Origin of the sequence: Thermoflexus hugenholtzii (assembly GCF_018771565.1) — a bacterium.
Lineage (GTDB): Bacteria > Chloroflexota > Anaerolineae > Thermoflexales > Thermoflexaceae > Thermoflexus > Thermoflexus hugenholtzii_A.
In genome coordinates this window covers 375,688-392,886 of the sequence record NZ_CP076326.1, presented here as the reverse complement: position 1 = coordinate 392,886, position 17,199 = coordinate 375,688, and the positions used below count along the sequence as shown (strand labels likewise).

The following is a 17,199-nucleotide window of genomic DNA, read 5'->3' as shown; positions in this document are numbered from 1 at the left end:
CCCTCCGGATTCATCATCCGGCGATGGCCTCCCGGATCCGCTGCGCCATGGCCCGGGCGCGGGCCGGGGCATCGCCGATGTGGGCTTCCACTCGAAGCAGCTCCTCCAGGTCCTCCGGAGGCACCCAGCGGGTGATCTCCGGATCCGTCCGCAGGCGATCCGGCAGCGGGTTGGGCAAGCCTGCCTGCACCGCCGCCCAGGCCGCCATCGCGTGATCTCGCAGGCGGGCGTGAAGGGCCTGACGGTCCGCCCCCGCCCGGGCCGCCGCCATGAGGATCGGCTCCAGGGCGGCGAAGGGCGCATACCGCTCCAGGTTGCGACGCAAGCCCTCCTCGTGAACATTCAGGCCGCGGAGGATCCGCAGGGCCAGGCGCAGGATCTCGTCGGCCGTCAGGAACGCCTCGGGGAGCACGATGCGGCGGACCGCGGAATCATCCAGGGTGCGCTCCAGCAGGGAGTGGGCCGCCGTCTCCCAGGCGATCTGAGGCAACGCCCCCAGGTAGCGGGCCAGGGCGTTGATCCGCTCCGCCAGCACCGGGTTGCGCTTGAAGGGCATGGCCGAGGAGCCGACCTGGCGCGGGCCGAAGGGCTCGGACCACTCGCCGAAGGGGGGCGCCTGCAGCAGGCGCAGGTCGAAGGCCATCTTGTAAAGGGAAAGCCCCAGGCCCGCCAAAGCGCTCAGAACCCGCCAGTCCTGCTTGCGCGGATAGATCTGACCGGCCACCGGGAAGGCCTCCAGGCCCAGCTCCGCCATCGCCCGCGCCTCCATTTCGGACGGCGTCATCGGGGTCCCCCTCAGCAGGGCCTGATAGGAGGCCCCTGTGCCCACGGCCCCCTTGAAGCCCTTGCCCCGGATCATCTCCCGACAACGGGCCAGCTCCTCCCAGTCCATCAAGAGATCCTGGCCGTAGAGGGCCAGGCGGTAGCCCACCGTGGTTGGCTCCGCCGGCTGAAGGTGCGTCCATCCCATACAGGGCGTCTCCGCCCAGCGCTCGATGGCCCCCGCCAGCGTCTCCAGGACCTGCCGAAGGCGCCCTCGGATCAGATCCAGGGCCTCCCGCAAGCGCAGGGCGTCGGCGTTGTCCTCGATGTCCGCGGAGGTGGCGCCCAGATGCAGGACCGGGCCGCCGAGGGGGGCTTGCTCCGCGAAGGTCAACAGCTCCGCCATCAGGTCGTGGCCGATCTCCGCCTCGATCTGCTCCGCCCGGGCCAGGTCGATGGCCTCCGCGTGGGCTTCGAGGTCCGCCAGCTGCTCGGGCCGCACCCGGCCGGCCGCCATCTGCGCCCGGGCCAGGGCGATCCAAACCCGCCGCCACAGGCGCCGGCGATGGATCTCCGACCAGAGCCGGCGCATCTCCGGGCTTCCATACCGCCAGGTGAAGGGAGAAAGATAGCTGTCGTGGGTGAACATCCAGAGCTCCCCTCCAGCGCTTGAATCGATCTTCATCGATCTTTTGCAGGAGAGGCTTTCACCTCGAACCCCTGATTCTCGATGACGCGAGGATCGCGGTGGAAGCCGCTCCTACAAAAAACGTGTGGATGCCGACCAGGCGGCCGGGATGGCGGTCGAAATCCATTTCGACCTACAACGAGGCCGGGCTCTTCGCCCCGCCCGCTGTCCGGATCAAAGGGAAGCAGCTCCCGGTTTCGCTTCGGCCGAATCCACCTCGAGGATCTGATCCCGCCCCGGCCCCACGGAGACGTAGCGCACGGGGGCGCCGGCGATCTCCGCCAGGCGACGCAGATACGCGCGGGCGGCCTCCGGGAGATCCTCCCAGCGCCGGGCCGTGGCGGTGGGACCGGTCCATCCCGGAAGGCGCTCATACACCGGGGAGACCTGCTCGAGGATCGGGGTATCCGGGACATGGGTGAGGACCTCGCCGGAGGGCAAGCGGTAGCCCACGCACAGGGGGATCTCCTCCAGCCCGTCCAGCACATCGAGCTTGGTGACGGCCAGGGCGGTGAAGCCGTTCAGCCAGGCTGCGTGGCGCAGGGCCACGGCATCCGGCCAGCCGCACCGGCGGGGGCGTCCGGTGGTGGCGCCGAACTCCCAGCCCTCCGGCGGCCCGCCCCGGCGCAGGCGCTCGGCCAGCTCCCCGTGGACCTCGGTGACCAGCGGGCCCTCGCCCACCGCCGTGGCGAAGGCCTTCACCACCCCAATCACCTCCCGGATCGCCTGGGGCGGGATCCCGGCGCCAACCGCCGCGTATCCGACCAGGGTGTTGGAGGAGGTGACATAGGGGTAAATCCCCCAGTCCAGATCCCGCATGGCGCCCAGCTGGCCCTCGAGGAGGATGCGGGCGTCCCGCCGCAATGCCTCCTGAAGCAGCGGGATCGTGTCGATGATGCGGTCCTTCAGGCGCTCCCGCCATCCCTCGCAGCGGTCCATCAGCTCCTCCAGCGAGGGGGGCTCGCCGCCGAGGGCGGCGATCCGGGCGGCGATGGCGGCATACGCCTGCCGCAGGCGCCGATGCAACCAGTCCCGATGGAGCAGGTCGCCCGCGCGCAGGCCGATGCGAGCCGCCTTGTCGCTGTAGGCCGGGCCGATGCCCCGACGGGTGGTGCCCAGGGGGCGATCCCCCCGGCCCCGCTCCTCCAGCTCATCCCGTTGACGGTGATAGGGGAAGACCAGGTGGGCGCGATCGGAGATCCACACCCGCCCGGTGTCCACTCCCGCCGCCTCCAGCTCCGAGAGCTCCTGGAGCAGCGTGTCCGGGTTCACCACGGTCCCCGCCCCGATGAGGCAGATGGTCCCCGGGTGGAACACCCCCGCGGGCACCAGATGCAGCCGGAAGGTCCCGTATTCGTTGACCACGGTGTGCCCGGCGTTGTCCCCGCCCTGGACCCGGATCACGATCTCGGCCGTGCGGCTGAGGTAATCCACGATGTGGCCCTTCCCTTCATCGCCCCACAGCGCCCCCACGACGGCCACCACGGGCATGTCGACCTCCTCTCCGGCTGGGGAAAGCGGAATGGAAAATCGGGGCGACCGGCGGGCCGCCCCACGGTTTTCGCAACGCGCGGGGTGTGTCCCGAAATCGTAGGACAACTGCGAGCAGTTGTCCTACAAAGCGGCCAGGCCCGACAAAATCGGGGCCCACCCAACGCACAGCGAGGTGGAAAGGGGATCGCCGGACCGGGACTTATCCTTCCCGAAGGTCTGGGCCCGCGCTCACGTCGATGACGCGCTCCTCGCGATCCGGGCGAGGAGCTTCCAGCATGGGGAACTCGGGCTCCGCCCCGGGCATCACCGACTGGCCGCGGAAATATCCGCCTTCATCGATCACCAGGGAGCCCGCCTGGATCTCGCCCCACACCTTCCCGGTGGAGAGGATCTCCACCCGCCCGGTGGCGTGGATCTTGCCGATGACCATCCCGGCCACTGAGACGTTGGTCGCCCGCACCTCCGCGCGCACCCGCGCGTTCTCCCCGATGATGAGGTTCCCGCTGATCTCCATCGTGCCCTCGAAGATCCCCTCCACCCGGATGGTCCCATCCCCCTGCAGCATCCCTTTGAATACGCAGGTGGGCCCCAGCACCGTCTCCGCCGACGCGCTGGGAACCGCCGGCTTGGGAGCCGCCGGCGCCTTCTCCGGCTTGGGTCGCCCGAACATCGCGCTCCTCCTCACAAAACGGGGATATACTCTATCTTAGGGAAGGGTTTCCCGAAGTGTCAAAGGGGGCCGCATGTATAGCGTGATCCTCCTGGCCGGCGGCCGGAGCCGCCGGATGGGTCGGGACAAGGCCTTCCTGGAATGGCACGGGCGCCCCCTCATCGCCGCGCTGGTGGAGCGTCTCCGCGAGGTCTCCGACGATGTGATGGTGGTCGCGCCGCACCCCGAGCGCTTCCATGGCCTGGCGGCCCGCCTCCTCCCGGACCCCTCCCCGCCGGTCGGGCCGCTGGGCGGGCTGTGGGCCGGATTGCTGAGCGCCCGGCACGAATGGGCCTTCGCCCTCGCCTGTGACATGCCCCTGGTGGATTCCGCGGTCATTGACTGGCTGTTCGAGCGCCGCCACGGCGCGGACGCCGTCGTGCCGGTGGACGTTGAGGGTCGCCCGGAGCCGCTCCACGCCTTCTATCGCGTCTCCTGTCTGAACCCCATCGCCGCCGCCCTGGCGTGCGGGCAACGGGCGGTGGTCGCCTTCTACCCGGCGATCCGGGTGCGCTACATCCCGCCGGCCGAATGGCAGGCGGTGGACCCGGAGGGCCGGTCCTGGCGGAACATCAACACGCCGGAGGACTGGGCGCGGCTTCAGCGGGAGGAAGGGAGGATGGAGGCCAGTCGCCAGCGGGCGTAGGCGAGGGCGCCCAGCAGCCCGACGTCCTCCCCCAGGGCCGTTCGGACGATGGGCGTGACGTAGGCGGGGGTCATCGCCCGCTCCCGGGCGTGCTCCCGGATCCTCTCCAGGAACCAGTCGCCCGCCTTCATCACCCCGCCGCCCAGGATCACGAGGGTGGGGTTGAAGATGTGCCAGAAGGTGGCGATGCCCACCCCCAGGTAGAAGGCGGCCCGCTCCATGATGGCCGTGGCCACGGGGTCGCCCCGGGCCGCCGCCCCGGCGACGTCGGCGGCGGTGATGGACTCCGGATCCCGATCCGACCAGGGGACCGGCTTGCCGCGGGCGAGGGCCTCCCGGGCCATGCGGGCGATGGCCGTCCCGGAGGCCAGGGCTTCCAGGCAGCCCCGCTGCCCGCATCCGCATCGGGGCCCCTCCCGGGCCTCCACGACGATGTGGCCCAGCTCCGCCCCCAGGCCGTGGGCGCCTTCCAGCAGCACCCCATGGGTGATCACCCCGCCCCCGATGCCGGTGCTGATGGTGAGATAAACGAGGTGCTCGTGGCCGCGGCCGGCGCCGTATTGCCATTCCCCTAAGGCGGCCAGGTTGGCGTCGTTGCCTACGAAACAGGGGACGCCGAACCGCTCCTGCAGCCGCTCCGCCAGCGGGACGTTCTCCCAGCCCAGGTTGGGGGCGGTGAGCACCACCCCGGTGCGGGGGTCCAGCGGGCCCGGCGCGCCGACGCCGATCGCCTCCACCGGCTCCTCCGCCGGCCAGACGGCCCGGATCGCCCCGACGATCCGGGCGATCACCGCCTCCACCCCTTCCTCCGGCCGGGTGGGCTGTTCCGTTCGGGCCTGCACCCGGCCCGCCGCGTCGCAGCGCGCGGCCCGGATGCGGGTGCCTCCGAGATCCACCGCAATGTAGGCCATCGCGTCCCTCCGGATCGAAGCCGGCCCCGCGGGTCCTGCTTCTTACCCTTTCGGGGGTCCCATCTCCAGCAACCGCCGCCGGCGCGGCGGCGCATAGGCTCGGCCCCCGCCGGGGACCATCTGAGCCGTTCGGGCCCGGCGGGCCTCGGCCGTGATCGCGCAGATCTGATCGGGATGCGGGTCCTCCAGATAACGGCGCATCGCCTCGTAGCCCGCCTCCAGCATCTCGGAGGTCCGGGAGAAATCCAGGAAGGAGATCTCCCGGAAGGCGGGGATGCACACGTGGTGGAGCGTCACCGGCGCCTGCAACGCATCATAGAGGTCGTCCAGGGTCTGCTCGTCCAGGAGGGTCTGATACGCGGTCATGGCGATCTCCACGATGCCCCGGCGGGGCGGCAGGATCTGCGGGCTGAAGCTCAGGTCCACCACGTAGATCTCCTCGGCTCCCTTCTCCAGGGCGATGGAGATCGGGACCACCGCCACGACCCCGCCGTCCACCAGCTGCATCCCGCGGAAGCGCACCGGGGGGTGGATGACCGGGACGCTGGCGCTGGCCAGCACCGGCTCCAGCAGCGGGGTGGAGGGGTCCTCGCCGAAGAGGATGAGGCGCTGGGTGCGCAGGTCCGCCGCCGTCACGTAGCACGGCCGCCGCAGATCCCCGAACGTCCGCACCCCCGGCGGGAGATGGGCCTGCAGCACGCGCCGCAGCCCGGCGCTGTCGAAGAGGCTGTCCTGGCGGGTGAGGATGCGCCGGAGGATGGTGAAGAGGTGGCCGGGGTAGACATCGGCGCGGCGGACGCTCCGCCAGGCCTGGGCCAGGCGCTCCAGGCCCGGGAGGGTGGGGTCGGCGGCGAAGGCCACGGCGTTGATGGCCCCGGCGGAGGTGCCGACGAGGAAGTCCGGCTCGAGCCCCCGCTCCAGCAGCGCCCGCATCGCGCCCACCTGGAGCGGGCCCCGGTTGCCGCCTCCGCTCAACACCCACGCCCGTCGCATCGCATCCGCCTCGCTTCTCTTGTTATAATCGGGACTTAGGGAAAGCGCCCGCGCGCGTGGATTCCTTTCGGATCCGGGCGCGGGGGCCCGAGTTCGGGATGATCGGCCGAGGGCCGGCGACAGGCGACCTCCGCCGAGGCAAAGGATACCGCAAACGCCGGCGCGGTCAAGGGTCCACGCCCGGCTTCGGCGCTCCCATCCTCGCGCCGGCGGTCGTTCCCTTCGTCCTCGCCCGGCGAGGCCGGAGGATCTGGAGGGCAGGATGACACGCCAGGCAGACCCGGTGGATCGGATTCAGGGCGCCCAGGTCCGCATCTATGCCGTTGACGGGAAAGCCGTCATCGGCTCGGGCTTCCTGGTGGGAAGACGGGAGGTGGTTACCTGCGCCCATGTGGTGACCCACGCCCTGGGCCTGTTGGATGACGCGCCGGAACCGCCGCCTGGTCCGATCTTTCTGGATTTCCCCCTTCTGGCGCAGGACCGGTCTTTGACTGCGCGGGTCGCCCGCTGGCATCCTCAGGACGACATCGCCGTTCTGGAGCTGGAATCCGACCCGCCTGAGGGTGCCGAGCCGGCTCCGCTGGTGGAGGGCGGCGACCTCTGGGGCCATTCCATCCGAGCCTTCGGCTTCCCGGACAAGCATCCGGAGGGCGTCTGGGCGAGCGGCATCATCCGGGGCCCCATCGCCCGCGGCTGGCTTCAGATTGAGGGCACCAAGGAGATCAGCTACTGGGTGGAGCCGGGCTTCAGCGGCGCCCCGGTCTGGGACGACGACCTGGGCGGCGTGGTGGGCATGGTCGCCGCCGCCGAGAGCGATCCCTCGGTGAAGGCGGCCTTCATCATCCCCGCGTCTCTCATCGCAAGCCTTGTCCCGATGCCGGTCAAACGTCCCTTGCCTCCCAATCCCTTCACCGATATCCTGGCGATCCGAGACCCCGCCCGTTTCATCGGGCGGGAACGCCTGCTGGAACGAGTGCTCCAGCAGCTTGAGGCGGGCTCCGTCGCCCTCATCGGGGAGCGCAAGATCGGCAAGTCCTCCGTCCTCTGGCAATTGAAACGGCGATTGGATCAAGAGATTCCCACCCTCTTCTGGGATTTCTTTGAACCCATCCCGGCCCGGCAACTCCTCCGGGAGGCCATCGCCCGGCTGGGCGGGAGCGGGGACACCTGGGAAGACTTTCGGGCTGCGCTGCGGGGCCGCCGGATGGTTTTGCTGCTGGACGAGCTGGACCTGGCGCTGGAGCGGGGCTTTGACCTGGACATGCTTCGAGGATGCCGGGCCCTCTGCCAGCGGGAACCGGGCTTCCGCCTGGTCACGGCCAGCCGCGTGCCGCCATGGAACATTTTCCCCCGGCCGGAGAGGGGTTCCACACCGTGGGACTTCCTCCAGCCTCTGGAAGTGGGCCCTTTCACCGAAGGAGAGGCCCAGCGCCTGCTGGACCACCCCTGGGCGCCGGAGGCCCCCCGGTTTGACCCGGCGACCTGCCGGGAGATCATCGCCCTTTCTGGACGGCACCCCTACCGGCTGCAGCGGGCCGCCCACCACCGCTACGAGGCCCTGGCCGACCCCGATTATGACTGGCGAGCCGGGTATGAGAGGGATCTGGAGGCGCTGGAATGAGCGCAAATGTCCCCCGCCTGGATTTGGCTCCCAAGTTGAAACGCCCCCTCCAGCCCTGGAACCCGCTGGACTACCTGCGGCTCCTCTACTGGGTCTTTTTCTTCCCTCAGGCCCTCCGCTGGTATGTGGAGACCTTCGCGGACCCCAGGTATCGGAAGGCCACTGGCCCCGACCTTCTCCCCGCCCTGAGGGAGGACCCAGTTCAGAAGAATATGGCGCTGATGGGGTTGCTTTCGATCCTCCTTGCAGTTCCTTTCTTGATTACCGGATTGCAATGGGTAGGGGTCCCGGTAAATTGGGGCGGTGTAGCACTCATCGTGATGCCCAGCGTATTGGCCAGCGTGACGCTCGGTGTGGAGCTCGGTAAGGAGTTCGGCCTGAGCGGCGTGGCGCTCGGCGTGGCGCTCGGCGTAGCGTCCAGCGTAGCGTTCAGCGTGGCGTATGGCGTGGCGAACAGCGTGAGAAGCGACAAGATGCTCTTCGCACTCTGCGTGATGCTCGGCATGGCGCTCGGCGTGGTGGCCAATGTGGCGTTCGGCGTGGTGAGCGGCGTAAGGTTTGGCGTGGCGCTCGTCGTGGCGGCCGGCGTGGCAGTCGGCGTGATGGTTGGCAGGATGTTCGGCGCCCTCCTCTTAGTGATCGGCTTGGTGATCAGCGTGTGGGCCGGCGTGAGGTCCGGCATGGTGAGCGAAGTGATAACCGGCGTAGTGCTTAGCGTGGTGCTCGGCGTGCTCTCCTGGGTGATCTGGGTGGTGCTTGGCATAATGGCCAGCGTGGCCACTGGCGTGGCGATCTCTCGTTTCCCCGATTACCTTGCAGTGATGCTCCCCACCGCATGGAAATGGTCTCGGGGAGGAGGAAATCTGCACCATGTAACGCTGATTCCTCTCCCCAATGTGCAAAAGCAACTGGAAGCTTGGCTGGAGATAGATTGGGCCGCCGGGGTATACAATGTCAATCAGATTCTGGCCTACACGCTTCAATTCATCCCCGCCGTCCACGCCGTCAACCGGGTGCTGGAGCGGATGCCGGAGGAGCGGATCCTCCCGGCCGTAGCGGAACTGGCCCGGGCTCCCTACGACTGGAACCTGGTTCGCTTTAGCTCCGCCTCATTGCAAGAGGCTCTTTTCCGCGAGCCTAAGAATCCAGAGCCGCGCCTGGATACCCCGGCCCGGGCCGCCTGCGCCGGGTTCTGGTATCTCCACGAAAAGAAACTGGAGGAAGCGGTCCGGGCTTTTGAGGTCGTCCGTCATCTCCCCTATGGGAACGAGATGCTGGAGATCGCCTCCGCGCTGAAGGCCGCGATGGAGGCGGAAAGCGTCCCGGGCATTGCCGCGTGGGCCAACCGCAGCGCAATCTTCAGCTCGCATGAAAAAGGCCCCTCCCTGCGCCCCGGAACGACAGCGGCCCTCCGGCAGCTGGCGGAGGCTGCCGGGGAAATCCGGACCGCCCGGGAGGCGGTGAGCCCTGCGCTCCGCTCCGCCGCCGTCGGCCGGGCCATCGGGATCCTGACCCGCCTGATCGAGACCGCCGGGGAAACGTGCGAGCCCCCGGAGGCGGATTTGATCCGGGAGGTCGCTGTCCGATGGCGGGAGGTCCTAACCCGTTGGATCGGAGAGATCGGAGAGGAGGTCCTGCTACACCCGGTGGAGAACCCCTTCATGGAGGGGGCCAGCGGCCGCCCGGTGCGGAAGACCTTCGTCGGTCGGAGCGGGGTGCTGGAAAGACTGGAGCGCTGGTGGGCCAGCCCCCCGGATACCCCCCTCCCCGTCCTCATCCTCTACGGCCACCGGCGGATGGGCAAGTCCTCCATCCTCCTGCGGTTGCAGGAGAAGCGGCCGCCGAACATCCTGATTGCCTCCACCGATATGCAGGATCTCATCGCCGCCGACCACACCGGCCAACTTCTCCAGAAGTTCGCCGGAGCGATCCACGCGGCGGCCCGAACGGCAGGCCTGGACCCCGGCCCCCCTCCCGACCGCGCAGAATACGCCTCCTTCGGGCAGGCCACGGAGGCCCTCAACCGTCTTCTCGAACGGCTGGACCCGCAGATGGCGGGCCGGCGCTTAGTGCTGACGGTGGACGAGTATGAGCTGATCGAGGAGAAGATCGAGGTCGGGAAATTTGAGCCGGACTTCCTCCGTTACCTGCGGGCCGCGCTGGGGCGGCATCTCTGGCTGAACCTCATCCTGGCGGGGCGTCAGCGGCTGGAGGAGGAGCTGCGCCATTACCACGCCGTCTTCTACGGAAGCGCGGAGCCGGTGAAGGTGACCTTTCTGAGCCGGGACGAGGCCGTCTGGCTCATCCGCCGCCCCACGGATGACTTCGCGCTGGATATGGAGGAACCGCTGGCGGAGGAGATTTACCGCCTGACCGGTGGGCAACCCTACCTGATCCAGCGGCTCTGCTACGAACTGGTGGAGCGCTGGAACGAGCGTTTCCGGCGGGAAGGGCGGAACACCCCCCGCCGGGTGACGGTGGAGGACTTGAGGGCCATGCTCACTCCCGAATTCTTCCGGGAGTTCTTCCTGACTGCCGAATATTACTTCAGCGGCGTCTGGGAGGAGGCCGGCCCCGATGGCCAGCGCATCCTGCAGGCCTTTGCAGGGTCGGAACAGACGGTCCGTTCACGCCAGGACCTGATTCAGGCAGCCGGATTGGACCCGGAGGCCGGAGAGAAGGCCTTCCAGACCCTGATCCACCACGACCTCGTGACGGAGACGGAAGAAGGGATACGGCTTTCCGTCCCCCTGATGGCCCAGTGGCTGCGCATGGCGCTTTACAAGTAAGCAAGCCGGAATCGGAGGCGAACGATGAAGCGCCTGATTGAATTCCCCCTGGAGGACGGTGCCACCATCCTGGTGGAAGCAGAGGTGCCGGAGGAGCCGGGGATGATCCCGGCGGCGCGGGGGGAGCGGGGCGTGCTGAAGGCGCAGCAGACCTTTGAGGCCGCCCTGGACCGGATCCGCCCGGCCGCGCAGGTCCTCATCCAGAAGCTCCGCGCCCTCCACGACCCGCCCGACGAGATCCAGGTGGAGTTCGGCCTGAGCCTGAACGCCCAGGCCGGCGCGTTCATCGCCGCCGCCAGCACCGAGGCTCACTATAAGATCACCCTGACCTGGAGGCGGGAGGAGAGAAAGCCGGGAGCCTGAGGCGCTCAGGCCTGATCCCCTGCACCGTCCGCATCCTGTTCCCCGGCGGCACGACCGGAGCCGGCTTCCTCCTATGTGGGGCAACTGCGGGCAGTTGCCCTACGTATCCTGTGGTCGAAAGGGATCACCGAAGGCCCTGAGTCCCCTTCAGGAGCCGCAAGACGATCTCGTGCCACTGCCGGGCGGCCGCCTCCCAGGTGAAGCGGCGGGCCCGTTCCAGGCCCGCCTCCCGCAACGCCGCCCGCCGCTCGGGATCCTCCAGGGCCGCCCGCAGCCCCCGCGCGATGTCCGCCACGGACTCCGGGTCCACCAGCACCCCCGCCTCCCCCACCACCTCCGGCAGGGAGGAGACCCGCGAGGCCACCACCGGCGTCCCGCAGGCCATCGCCTCCAGCGCCGGCAGGCCGAAGCCCTCATACCGCGAGACCAGCGCGAAAACCGCGGCGGCGGAATACAGCGCCGGCAGATCCGCATCGTCCACAAAGCCCAGCCAGTGGATCCGCTCCGCCATCCCCGAGCGCCGGATCGCCTCAAAGGTCCCCTCCGCCTGCCACCCCTTCTCCCCCACGATGACCAGATGGCCCTCGGGGAAGATCCCTTCCCGCACCAGGGCGGCGAAGGCCTCGATCAGGCGCGGGTAATTCTTGCGCGGCTGCACCGTGCCCACCGTGAGGATGAACGGCCACGGCCCCAGCCCGTAGCGCGCCCGAACCCGCGCGTGAAGCGCCGGGTCCTGAACCGGCCGGAAGCGGGGTTCCACCCCGCTGTAGAGCACGGTGATCTTCTCCGCCGGCACGCCCCACAGCCGGATGAGATCCTGCCGCGTGGCCTCGGAGTCGGCCAGGATGTGGGTCGCCCGCCGGACGGCGCGGGGGACGTTCCGGCGCAGGTAGGCCACCAGGGGCGTGGGGAGGGTCTCGGGCATCACCTCAAAAGAAAGATCGTGGACGGTCAGCAGCGTGCGCCGCCCGGGCAGCGTGGGCGGGAGCAGGAAATCCGGGGAATAGATCAGGTCCGCAACCCCGGTGAAGAGCTCCAGGGGGACCGGGAGGGACAGGCGATGCCAGAGCCAGACCATGCCCTTCTCGGGCAGCGGGGCCGCCCGCAGGCGAAGCCCAGGGGCCTGCGCCCACGTCAGGGGGAAGCGCACCGGGCCGGCGTAGAACAGGGTGTAACGGTGCTCCGGGAACGCCTGCAGGATGGCGCGGGTCAGCTCCCGGGCATAGCGCCCGATCCCCGCGCCCTGCCGCACCGCCGCGGTGACGTCGATCACGATGCGCGCCATGTCTCCGCCGTTCGCGCCCGAAAGGATCCGCAGGGTCGCCTCATCGCCTCCGACGCGAAGGGGCCGCCGCCGGCCCCATTATACCGTGGGGCAACTGCGAGCAGTCGCCCTACATGCCGGGCGGGCTGGCCGGGAACCGAGGCCTGCGACTACAATGGGAAGGACTTGCACAATCCGGTTCAGACGCCACAGACGCATGGGCACGATGCCGCGTGACGAAAAGGGTTGGTGGATCGCTCTGCTCCCCCTCATCATGATCGTCGCCCTGGCCCTTCGCCTGACAGGGCTGAACTGGGACGAGAGCCAGCATCTGCATCCCGACGAGCGCTTCCTCACCATGGTCACGGAGGCCCTGGCCTGGCCCCGGGACCTGGGAGAATACCTGGACTCCGCCCGCTCCCCCCTGAACCCCTATAACCGGGGCTACACCTTCTTCGTCTACGGGGACCTGCCCATCATTCTCACCCGGGGGATCGGCGAGCTGGTCACGGCGATCTGTCAGGCGGAGGCCCGGCTGGAGATGGAGCGTCGGCCCCAGGCGGAGGCGCCATCTCCGGGGAAGGCCCGCATCTGTCCCTTTCCCCGCCGCACGGCCCTCGGCTACGATGAGATCACCCTGCTCGGCCGCGCCCTCTCCGCCCTCCTGGACGCCGGGACGGTCCTGCTGACCTTTTTCATCGGCCGGGCGCTGATGGGGGTCGAAGGGGGGCTGCTGGCCGCCGCCCTCATGGCCTTCAGCGTGATGAACATCCAGCAGGCCCACTTTTACACCACGGACACCTGGGCGACGTTCTTCAGCACCGCCGCGCTCCTGGGGATGATCCGGATGCTCCGCCGCCCCACGCCGGCCGCCGCGGCCCTGACCGGGACGATGGCCGGGGCGGCCCTGGCCTCCCGCATCAACCTCTGGCCGCTGCTCGCCCTGATGGCCCTCGCCGCCCTCCTGTCCCTCCGCGGCCCCGGGAAGACCCTGCGCCTCTGGATCGCCGCCGGGGTCGCCGCCGCCCTCGCCTTCCGCCTGGGGATGCCCTACGCCTTCGCCGGATGGATCCTCCCCGACCCCCGCTGGCTGGCCAATATGCGGGAGATCCAGGCGCTGATCAGCGGGGCCGCCGATTACCCGCCCGGCCATCAATGGACAGATCGGACGCCCATCCTCTTCCCCCTGAAGAACATGGTCCTGTGGGGGATGGGCCTCCCCTTCGGCGCCGCGGCATGGCTCGGATGGCTGGGGCTGGGGCTGGCCCTCCGCCGGCGCCTGCGTGAGGAGGGGATCGGGCTCGATCCCATCCCCATGGGCTGGCTGCTCCTCGCGCTGTGGACCGGCGGGTATTTCCTGTATATGGGGACGCAGTGGGTGAAATCCATGCGCTACTTCCTCCCGATCTATCCGGCCCTGGCCCTGACCGCCGCCTGGGGGCTCCTGCGCCTGCGACGGCTCCCCCAACCGGCCGGACGATGGCTGGCCCTCGCCGGGATCGGGATCGTGGTCGGCGGGACCTTCCTCTGGGCCTGGGCCTTCACCGGGATCTACCGCCAGCCGGTCTCCCGGGTCGCCGCCTCCCGCTGGCTCTACGCCCACGTCCCCACCGCGATCACCCTTTTGCGCGCGGATCCCCCCGGCGCCCGCTATCCCCTGCCGCTGGGCCAAAATCGCCTCCTGGTCCAGGAGGAACTCGTCCTGACGGTCCCGATCACCCCTGCGCAGACGATCTCAGGCCTGGAGATCCCGCATCTGCGCGCCCTCGGGGAAACGCCCGGCCTGCTCCACCTGACCCTGGAAGATCCCGCGGGCGCCGTCCGCCTGCAGCTCCGGATCCCCGCCCCCTCTGTCCCCCGCCATCCGGATGGGGATCCCGTTCGGGCGGGGGGGCCGGAGCCTCTCGTCCTGCCGGCCGGGGATTACCTCCTGCGCCTGCGGGCCGAGGGCGGGCCGCTTCTGCTGGCCTCCTCGGTGATCGCCAACGAGCACTGGGACGACGGCCTGCCCCTGCGGGTGGATGGGAAGGATGGGTTCTCGATCTACCAGGGCCTGGAGATGGCCTGGTATGACGACGATAACGAGGAGAAGCGCCAACGCGCCCTGGAGTGGCTGGAGCGGGCGGACTGGATCGTCCTCTCCAGCCAGCGCCTGGTCTGGTCGATCCCCCGTCTCCCCCTGCGCTACCCGATGACTGTCGCCTACTACCGGGCCCTCTTTGAGGGCCGGCTGGGCTTCGACCTCGTCGCCGTCTTCCACGTGAAGCCGCGCCTGGGGCCGCTGGAGATCGACGACATCGGCGGGCGCATCGGCTTCGATCTTCCCCCGCTGGGGTTCGAGGAGCCCTTGTGGGGCGCCGAGGAGGCCTTCAGCGTCTACGACCATCCGCCGGTCTGGATCTTCCGCAAGCGGCCGGATTTCTCCCTCGAACAAGCCCGCCGGGTGCTGGAATCCGTGGATCTGAGCCAGGTGGTCTGGCAGACGCCGCGCCAGTATACCCAGGCCCGCGGCCTCCTGATGCTGGATCCGGTCGTCTGGGCGCGCCAGCAGGCGGCCTCCACGTATCGGGCGATCTTCCCATCCGAGAGCCCGTTGAATCGGTGGCCGGCCCTCGGGGTGCTGGCCTGGTGGCTCTTCTTCACCCTGCTCGGATGGGGAGCGTGGCCGCTGACGGCCTGGGCCTTCCCCAGCCTGCGGGATCGCGGATACGCGCTCGCGCGCATCCTGGGGCCACTGCTTTTCGCCTTCCTCCCATGGCTGATGGCCAGCCTGGGGATCATGGATTTCAACCGGACGGCCATGGGCCTCACCCTGCTCGCCGGCCTGGTCGTCGACGTCCTCCTGTGGCCTCGAGTGAAGCCGGCCATCCGGGCTGCCCTGCGGGATCCCCTCTGGCGGGTCGAGGAGGCGGTGGCCGTGGGGGCCTTCGCCTTCTGGCTGCTGATCCGCCTGGGCCATCCGGATCTCTGGCATCCGGTGATGGGCGGGGAGAAGCCCATGGACCTCTCGTATCTGCTGGCGACGATCCGCTCGTTGCGCTTCCCGCCCTACGACCCCTGGTTCGCCGGCGGCTATATCAACTACTACTACTTCGGCTACGTGATCGTCGGAGCGCCGATCAAGTTCCTGGGCTTCGAGGTGCGCTACGCCTATAACGCCGCGATCCCCACCCTGGCGGCCCTGACCGCCCTGGGGGCTTTCGCGGCGGGCGCGCACCTTGCGGCGGCCGGATGGCCCCGGGCGCGGGGGAAGCCCATCGCCGCCGGCCTGCTCGCCGCCCTGTTCGCGGTGGGCGTGGGCAACCTGGGGGAGCTGAAGCTGCTTTCCGACCTCTTCCAGGAGGTGGGGGCTCAGGTTACGGAGGCGGAGTCCCCCTCCCTGCGGGAAACCCTCATCGGGATGCGAGAGGTGCTGACCGGCCGCGCGGCGCTGCCCGCCCGCATCGAGTGGTGGTATTGGAATCCCACCCGCCTGATCCCGGATCGCGACGTCACGCCCATCACCGAGTTCCCCTATTTCACGTTCCTGTATGCGGACCTGCACGCGCACATGATGGCGTTCCCCCTGCAGCTGGCCGCTCTGCTGATCGGGCTGGCCTGGCTGCGCCGGGCGCGCTGGGGGGAGCCGTCGGGGATCGCCGCCCTCGCCCTGGGCGCCCTGGTCGTGGGCGCGCTGCGGCCCACCAACACGTGGGATTACCCCACCCACCTCCTCCTGGGGCTGGCCGCCCTCACCCTCAACGCCTGGACCCGCGGGGATCTCCGCACGGGGTCCGGCATCGAGGGATGGCTCGTCCGGTGCGTCGCCTTCGTCGGGGTGGGGGTCCTGCTCTTCTATCCCTATCTGGCGCACTACGCCACCGCATACACGGCGGTTGAACTCTGGAAAGGGGACCGCACCCCGCTGGACATCTACCTGTTGCTCCACGGCCTCTTCCTGGGGCCGATCCTGATGTGGCTGGTGCGGGAGGCCTGGCGGCTGCGCCGCTGGGTCCTCGCGGGCTGGCGGAGCGATCCCCTGGGGACGGTGGGGTGGATCGTGGCGGGGGCGCTCGGCCTGGGCCTGTGGCTGGGAGGCAGCCGGATCGCTCCGGTGGCCGTTCTCGCGATCCCGATCATCCTGCTGAGCGTCGCCCTCGCCCTGCGCCCCTATCAGGCGCCGGAGCGCCGCTTCCTCTGGATCTGGGTCGCGAGCGCGGCGGCCCTGACCCTGGGGGTGGAGCAGGTGGTGCTGAAGGGCGATATCGGGCGGATGAACACCGTCTTCAAGTTCTACCTCCAGGTGTGGTTCCTCTGGGCCCTCGCCGCCGCCGTCGCGGTCCTGACGGTGGAGGAGGCCGCCCGCCGGTGGGCGCCGGCCGGGCGCGTCCTCTGGCGGGGCTTCCTGGGCTTTCTGCTGTTCTCCGCCCTGCTCTACCCCGTCCTGGCCACCCGGGCCCGGCTGTATGACCGCTGGGAGGTCTCCGTGGGCCCCACCCTGGATGGCTTCGTCTTCATGGAGAAAGCCATCGCCGACGAGGCGGGGGTGCGCTACCCGGTGCGGGAGGAGTTCGAGGCCCTTCGCTTCCTGTGGGATCGGGTCGAGGGAACGCCCGTGGTCATCGAGTCGGTTCGCTCGCCGGCGTATCGGGGGCTGCGCAGCCGGGTCGCGATGTTCACCGGGCTGCCGGTGGTCTTCGGGTGGGACTGGCATCAGCGGCAGCAGCGGACGGTGGTGCCGGAATCCATCATTCAACGCCGCGAGGCGGACGTCAACCGGTTTTATGAGACCACCGACCCGGATGAGGCGATGGCCATCCTGCGCCGCTACCGTGTGCGCTACGTGATGGACGGATACGCGGAGCGCCTGTATTACCCGCCTGAGGGGTTCGGGAAGTTCCCCCTCCTGATCGCGCGCGGGGATCTCCGGCTGGCCTTCGCCAACGAGGGAGTGCGGATCTACGAGGTCATCCGTTGAAG

Annotated in this window: 11 protein-coding genes; 5 read left to right on the top strand and 6 right to left on the bottom strand. The window is 69.4% G+C overall.

Annotated features, from left to right (window positions below):
- Positions 1-13 precede the first annotated feature (13 nt).
- From purB to KNN16_RS01880, 3 genes are all read right to left on the bottom strand, one after another.
- Entirely contained in the window at positions 14-1,411 is a 1,398-nt protein-coding gene (purB, locus tag KNN16_RS01890) for an adenylosuccinate lyase (RefSeq protein WP_303898383.1), read from the bottom strand.
- 213 nt (positions 1,412-1,624) lie between these two features.
- Entirely contained in the window at positions 1,625-2,941 is a 1,317-nt protein-coding gene (locus KNN16_RS01885) for an adenylosuccinate synthase (protein ID WP_303898382.1), read from the bottom strand.
- A 202-nt stretch (positions 2,942-3,143) separates the two neighbouring features.
- Positions 3,144-3,614, bottom strand: a complete 471-nt coding sequence (locus KNN16_RS01880; protein ID WP_303898380.1) for a polymer-forming cytoskeletal protein — start codon at positions 3,612-3,614, stop codon at positions 3,144-3,146.
- Positions 3,615-3,687: 73 nt separating this feature from the next.
- Here KNN16_RS01880 and KNN16_RS01875 point away from each other — a divergent pair, with 73 nt between their 5' ends.
- Positions 3,688-4,299 carry a molybdenum cofactor guanylyltransferase gene (locus tag KNN16_RS01875; protein WP_303898378.1) on the top strand — a complete coding sequence of 204 codons (612 nt, stop codon included), beginning with the start codon at positions 3,688-3,690 and terminating at the stop codon, positions 4,297-4,299.
- Here the strand turns inward: KNN16_RS01875 and KNN16_RS01870 are convergent.
- Positions 4,254-5,210, bottom strand: a complete 957-nt coding sequence (locus KNN16_RS01870) for an ROK family protein (protein WP_303898376.1) — start codon at positions 5,208-5,210, stop codon at positions 4,254-4,256. The two genes, KNN16_RS01875 and KNN16_RS01870, sit on opposite strands and share 46 nt — an antisense overlap.
- A 42-nt stretch (positions 5,211-5,252) precedes the next feature.
- The gene (locus tag KNN16_RS01865; RefSeq protein WP_303898374.1) at positions 5,253-6,203 is read right to left on the bottom strand and encodes a patatin-like phospholipase family protein; all 951 of its coding nucleotides are present in this window, start codon (positions 6,201-6,203) and stop codon (positions 5,253-5,255) included.
- Between the two features lie 262 nt (positions 6,204-6,465).
- On the opposite strand from KNN16_RS01865, the gene KNN16_RS01860 reads away from it, so the two are divergent.
- Genes KNN16_RS01860 through KNN16_RS01850 form a run of 3 tightly spaced genes read left to right on the top strand, consistent with a single transcriptional unit; the run spans position 6,466 to position 10,976 of the window.
- Positions 6,466-7,824 (top strand): serine protease, encoded by a 1,359-nt coding sequence (locus KNN16_RS01860; protein WP_303898373.1) that lies wholly within the window; start codon positions 6,466-6,468, stop codon positions 7,822-7,824.
- The gene (locus KNN16_RS01855) at positions 7,821-10,613 is read left to right on the top strand and encodes an ATP-binding protein (RefSeq protein WP_303898371.1); all 2,793 of its coding nucleotides are present in this window, start codon (positions 7,821-7,823) and stop codon (positions 10,611-10,613) included. Before KNN16_RS01860 ends, KNN16_RS01855 begins: the two co-directional genes overlap by 4 nt.
- 24 nt (positions 10,614-10,637) lie before the next feature.
- Entirely contained in the window at positions 10,638-10,976 is a 339-nt protein-coding gene (locus KNN16_RS01850; protein WP_303898369.1) for a CU044_2847 family protein, read from the top strand.
- Positions 10,977-11,100: 124 nt separating this feature from the next.
- Here KNN16_RS01850 and KNN16_RS01845 read toward each other — a convergent pair whose 3' ends face one another.
- Positions 11,101-12,261 (bottom strand): glycosyltransferase family 1 protein, encoded by a 1,161-nt coding sequence (locus tag KNN16_RS01845; RefSeq protein WP_303898367.1) that lies wholly within the window; start codon positions 12,259-12,261, stop codon positions 11,101-11,103.
- Positions 12,262-12,466: 205 nt separating this feature from the next.
- On the opposite strand from KNN16_RS01845, the gene KNN16_RS01840 reads away from it, so the two are divergent.
- On the top strand, positions 12,467-17,197 hold the full coding sequence (locus tag KNN16_RS01840; protein ID WP_303898366.1) for a DUF2298 domain-containing protein: 4,731 nt from the start codon (positions 12,467-12,469) through the stop codon (positions 17,195-17,197).
- The last annotated feature ends 2 nt before the right edge of the window (positions 17,198-17,199 follow it).

What these genes read in the sequence shown, in the direction of transcription:
- KNN16_RS01845 (WP_303898367.1), bottom strand. Translation starts at nt 12,261, where the DNA reads ATGGCGCGCATCGTGATCGACGTCACCGCGGCGGTGCGGCAGGGCGCG.
- KNN16_RS01860 (WP_303898373.1), top strand. Translation starts at nt 6,466, where the DNA reads ATGACACGCCAGGCAGACCCGGTGGATCGGATTCAGGGCGCCCAGGTC.
- purB (WP_303898383.1), bottom strand. Translation starts at nt 1,411, where the DNA reads ATGTTCACCCACGACAGCTATCTTTCTCCCTTCACCTGGCGGTATGGA.
- KNN16_RS01880 (WP_303898380.1), bottom strand. Translation starts at nt 3,614, where the DNA reads ATGTTCGGGCGACCCAAGCCGGAGAAGGCGCCGGCGGCTCCCAAGCCG.
- KNN16_RS01885 (WP_303898382.1), bottom strand. Translation starts at nt 2,941, where the DNA reads ATGCCCGTGGTGGCCGTCGTGGGGGCGCTGTGGGGCGATGAAGGGAAG.
- KNN16_RS01855 (WP_303898371.1), top strand. Translation starts at nt 7,821, where the DNA reads ATGAGCGCAAATGTCCCCCGCCTGGATTTGGCTCCCAAGTTGAAACGC.
- KNN16_RS01875 (WP_303898378.1), top strand. Translation starts at nt 3,688, where the DNA reads ATGTATAGCGTGATCCTCCTGGCCGGCGGCCGGAGCCGCCGGATGGGT.
- KNN16_RS01870 (WP_303898376.1), bottom strand. Translation starts at nt 5,210, where the DNA reads ATGGCCTACATTGCGGTGGATCTCGGAGGCACCCGCATCCGGGCCGCG.
- KNN16_RS01850 (WP_303898369.1), top strand. Translation starts at nt 10,638, where the DNA reads ATGAAGCGCCTGATTGAATTCCCCCTGGAGGACGGTGCCACCATCCTG.
- KNN16_RS01840 (WP_303898366.1), top strand. Translation starts at nt 12,467, where the DNA reads ATGCCGCGTGACGAAAAGGGTTGGTGGATCGCTCTGCTCCCCCTCATC.
- KNN16_RS01865 (WP_303898374.1), bottom strand. Translation starts at nt 6,203, where the DNA reads ATGCGACGGGCGTGGGTGTTGAGCGGAGGCGGCAACCGGGGCCCGCTC.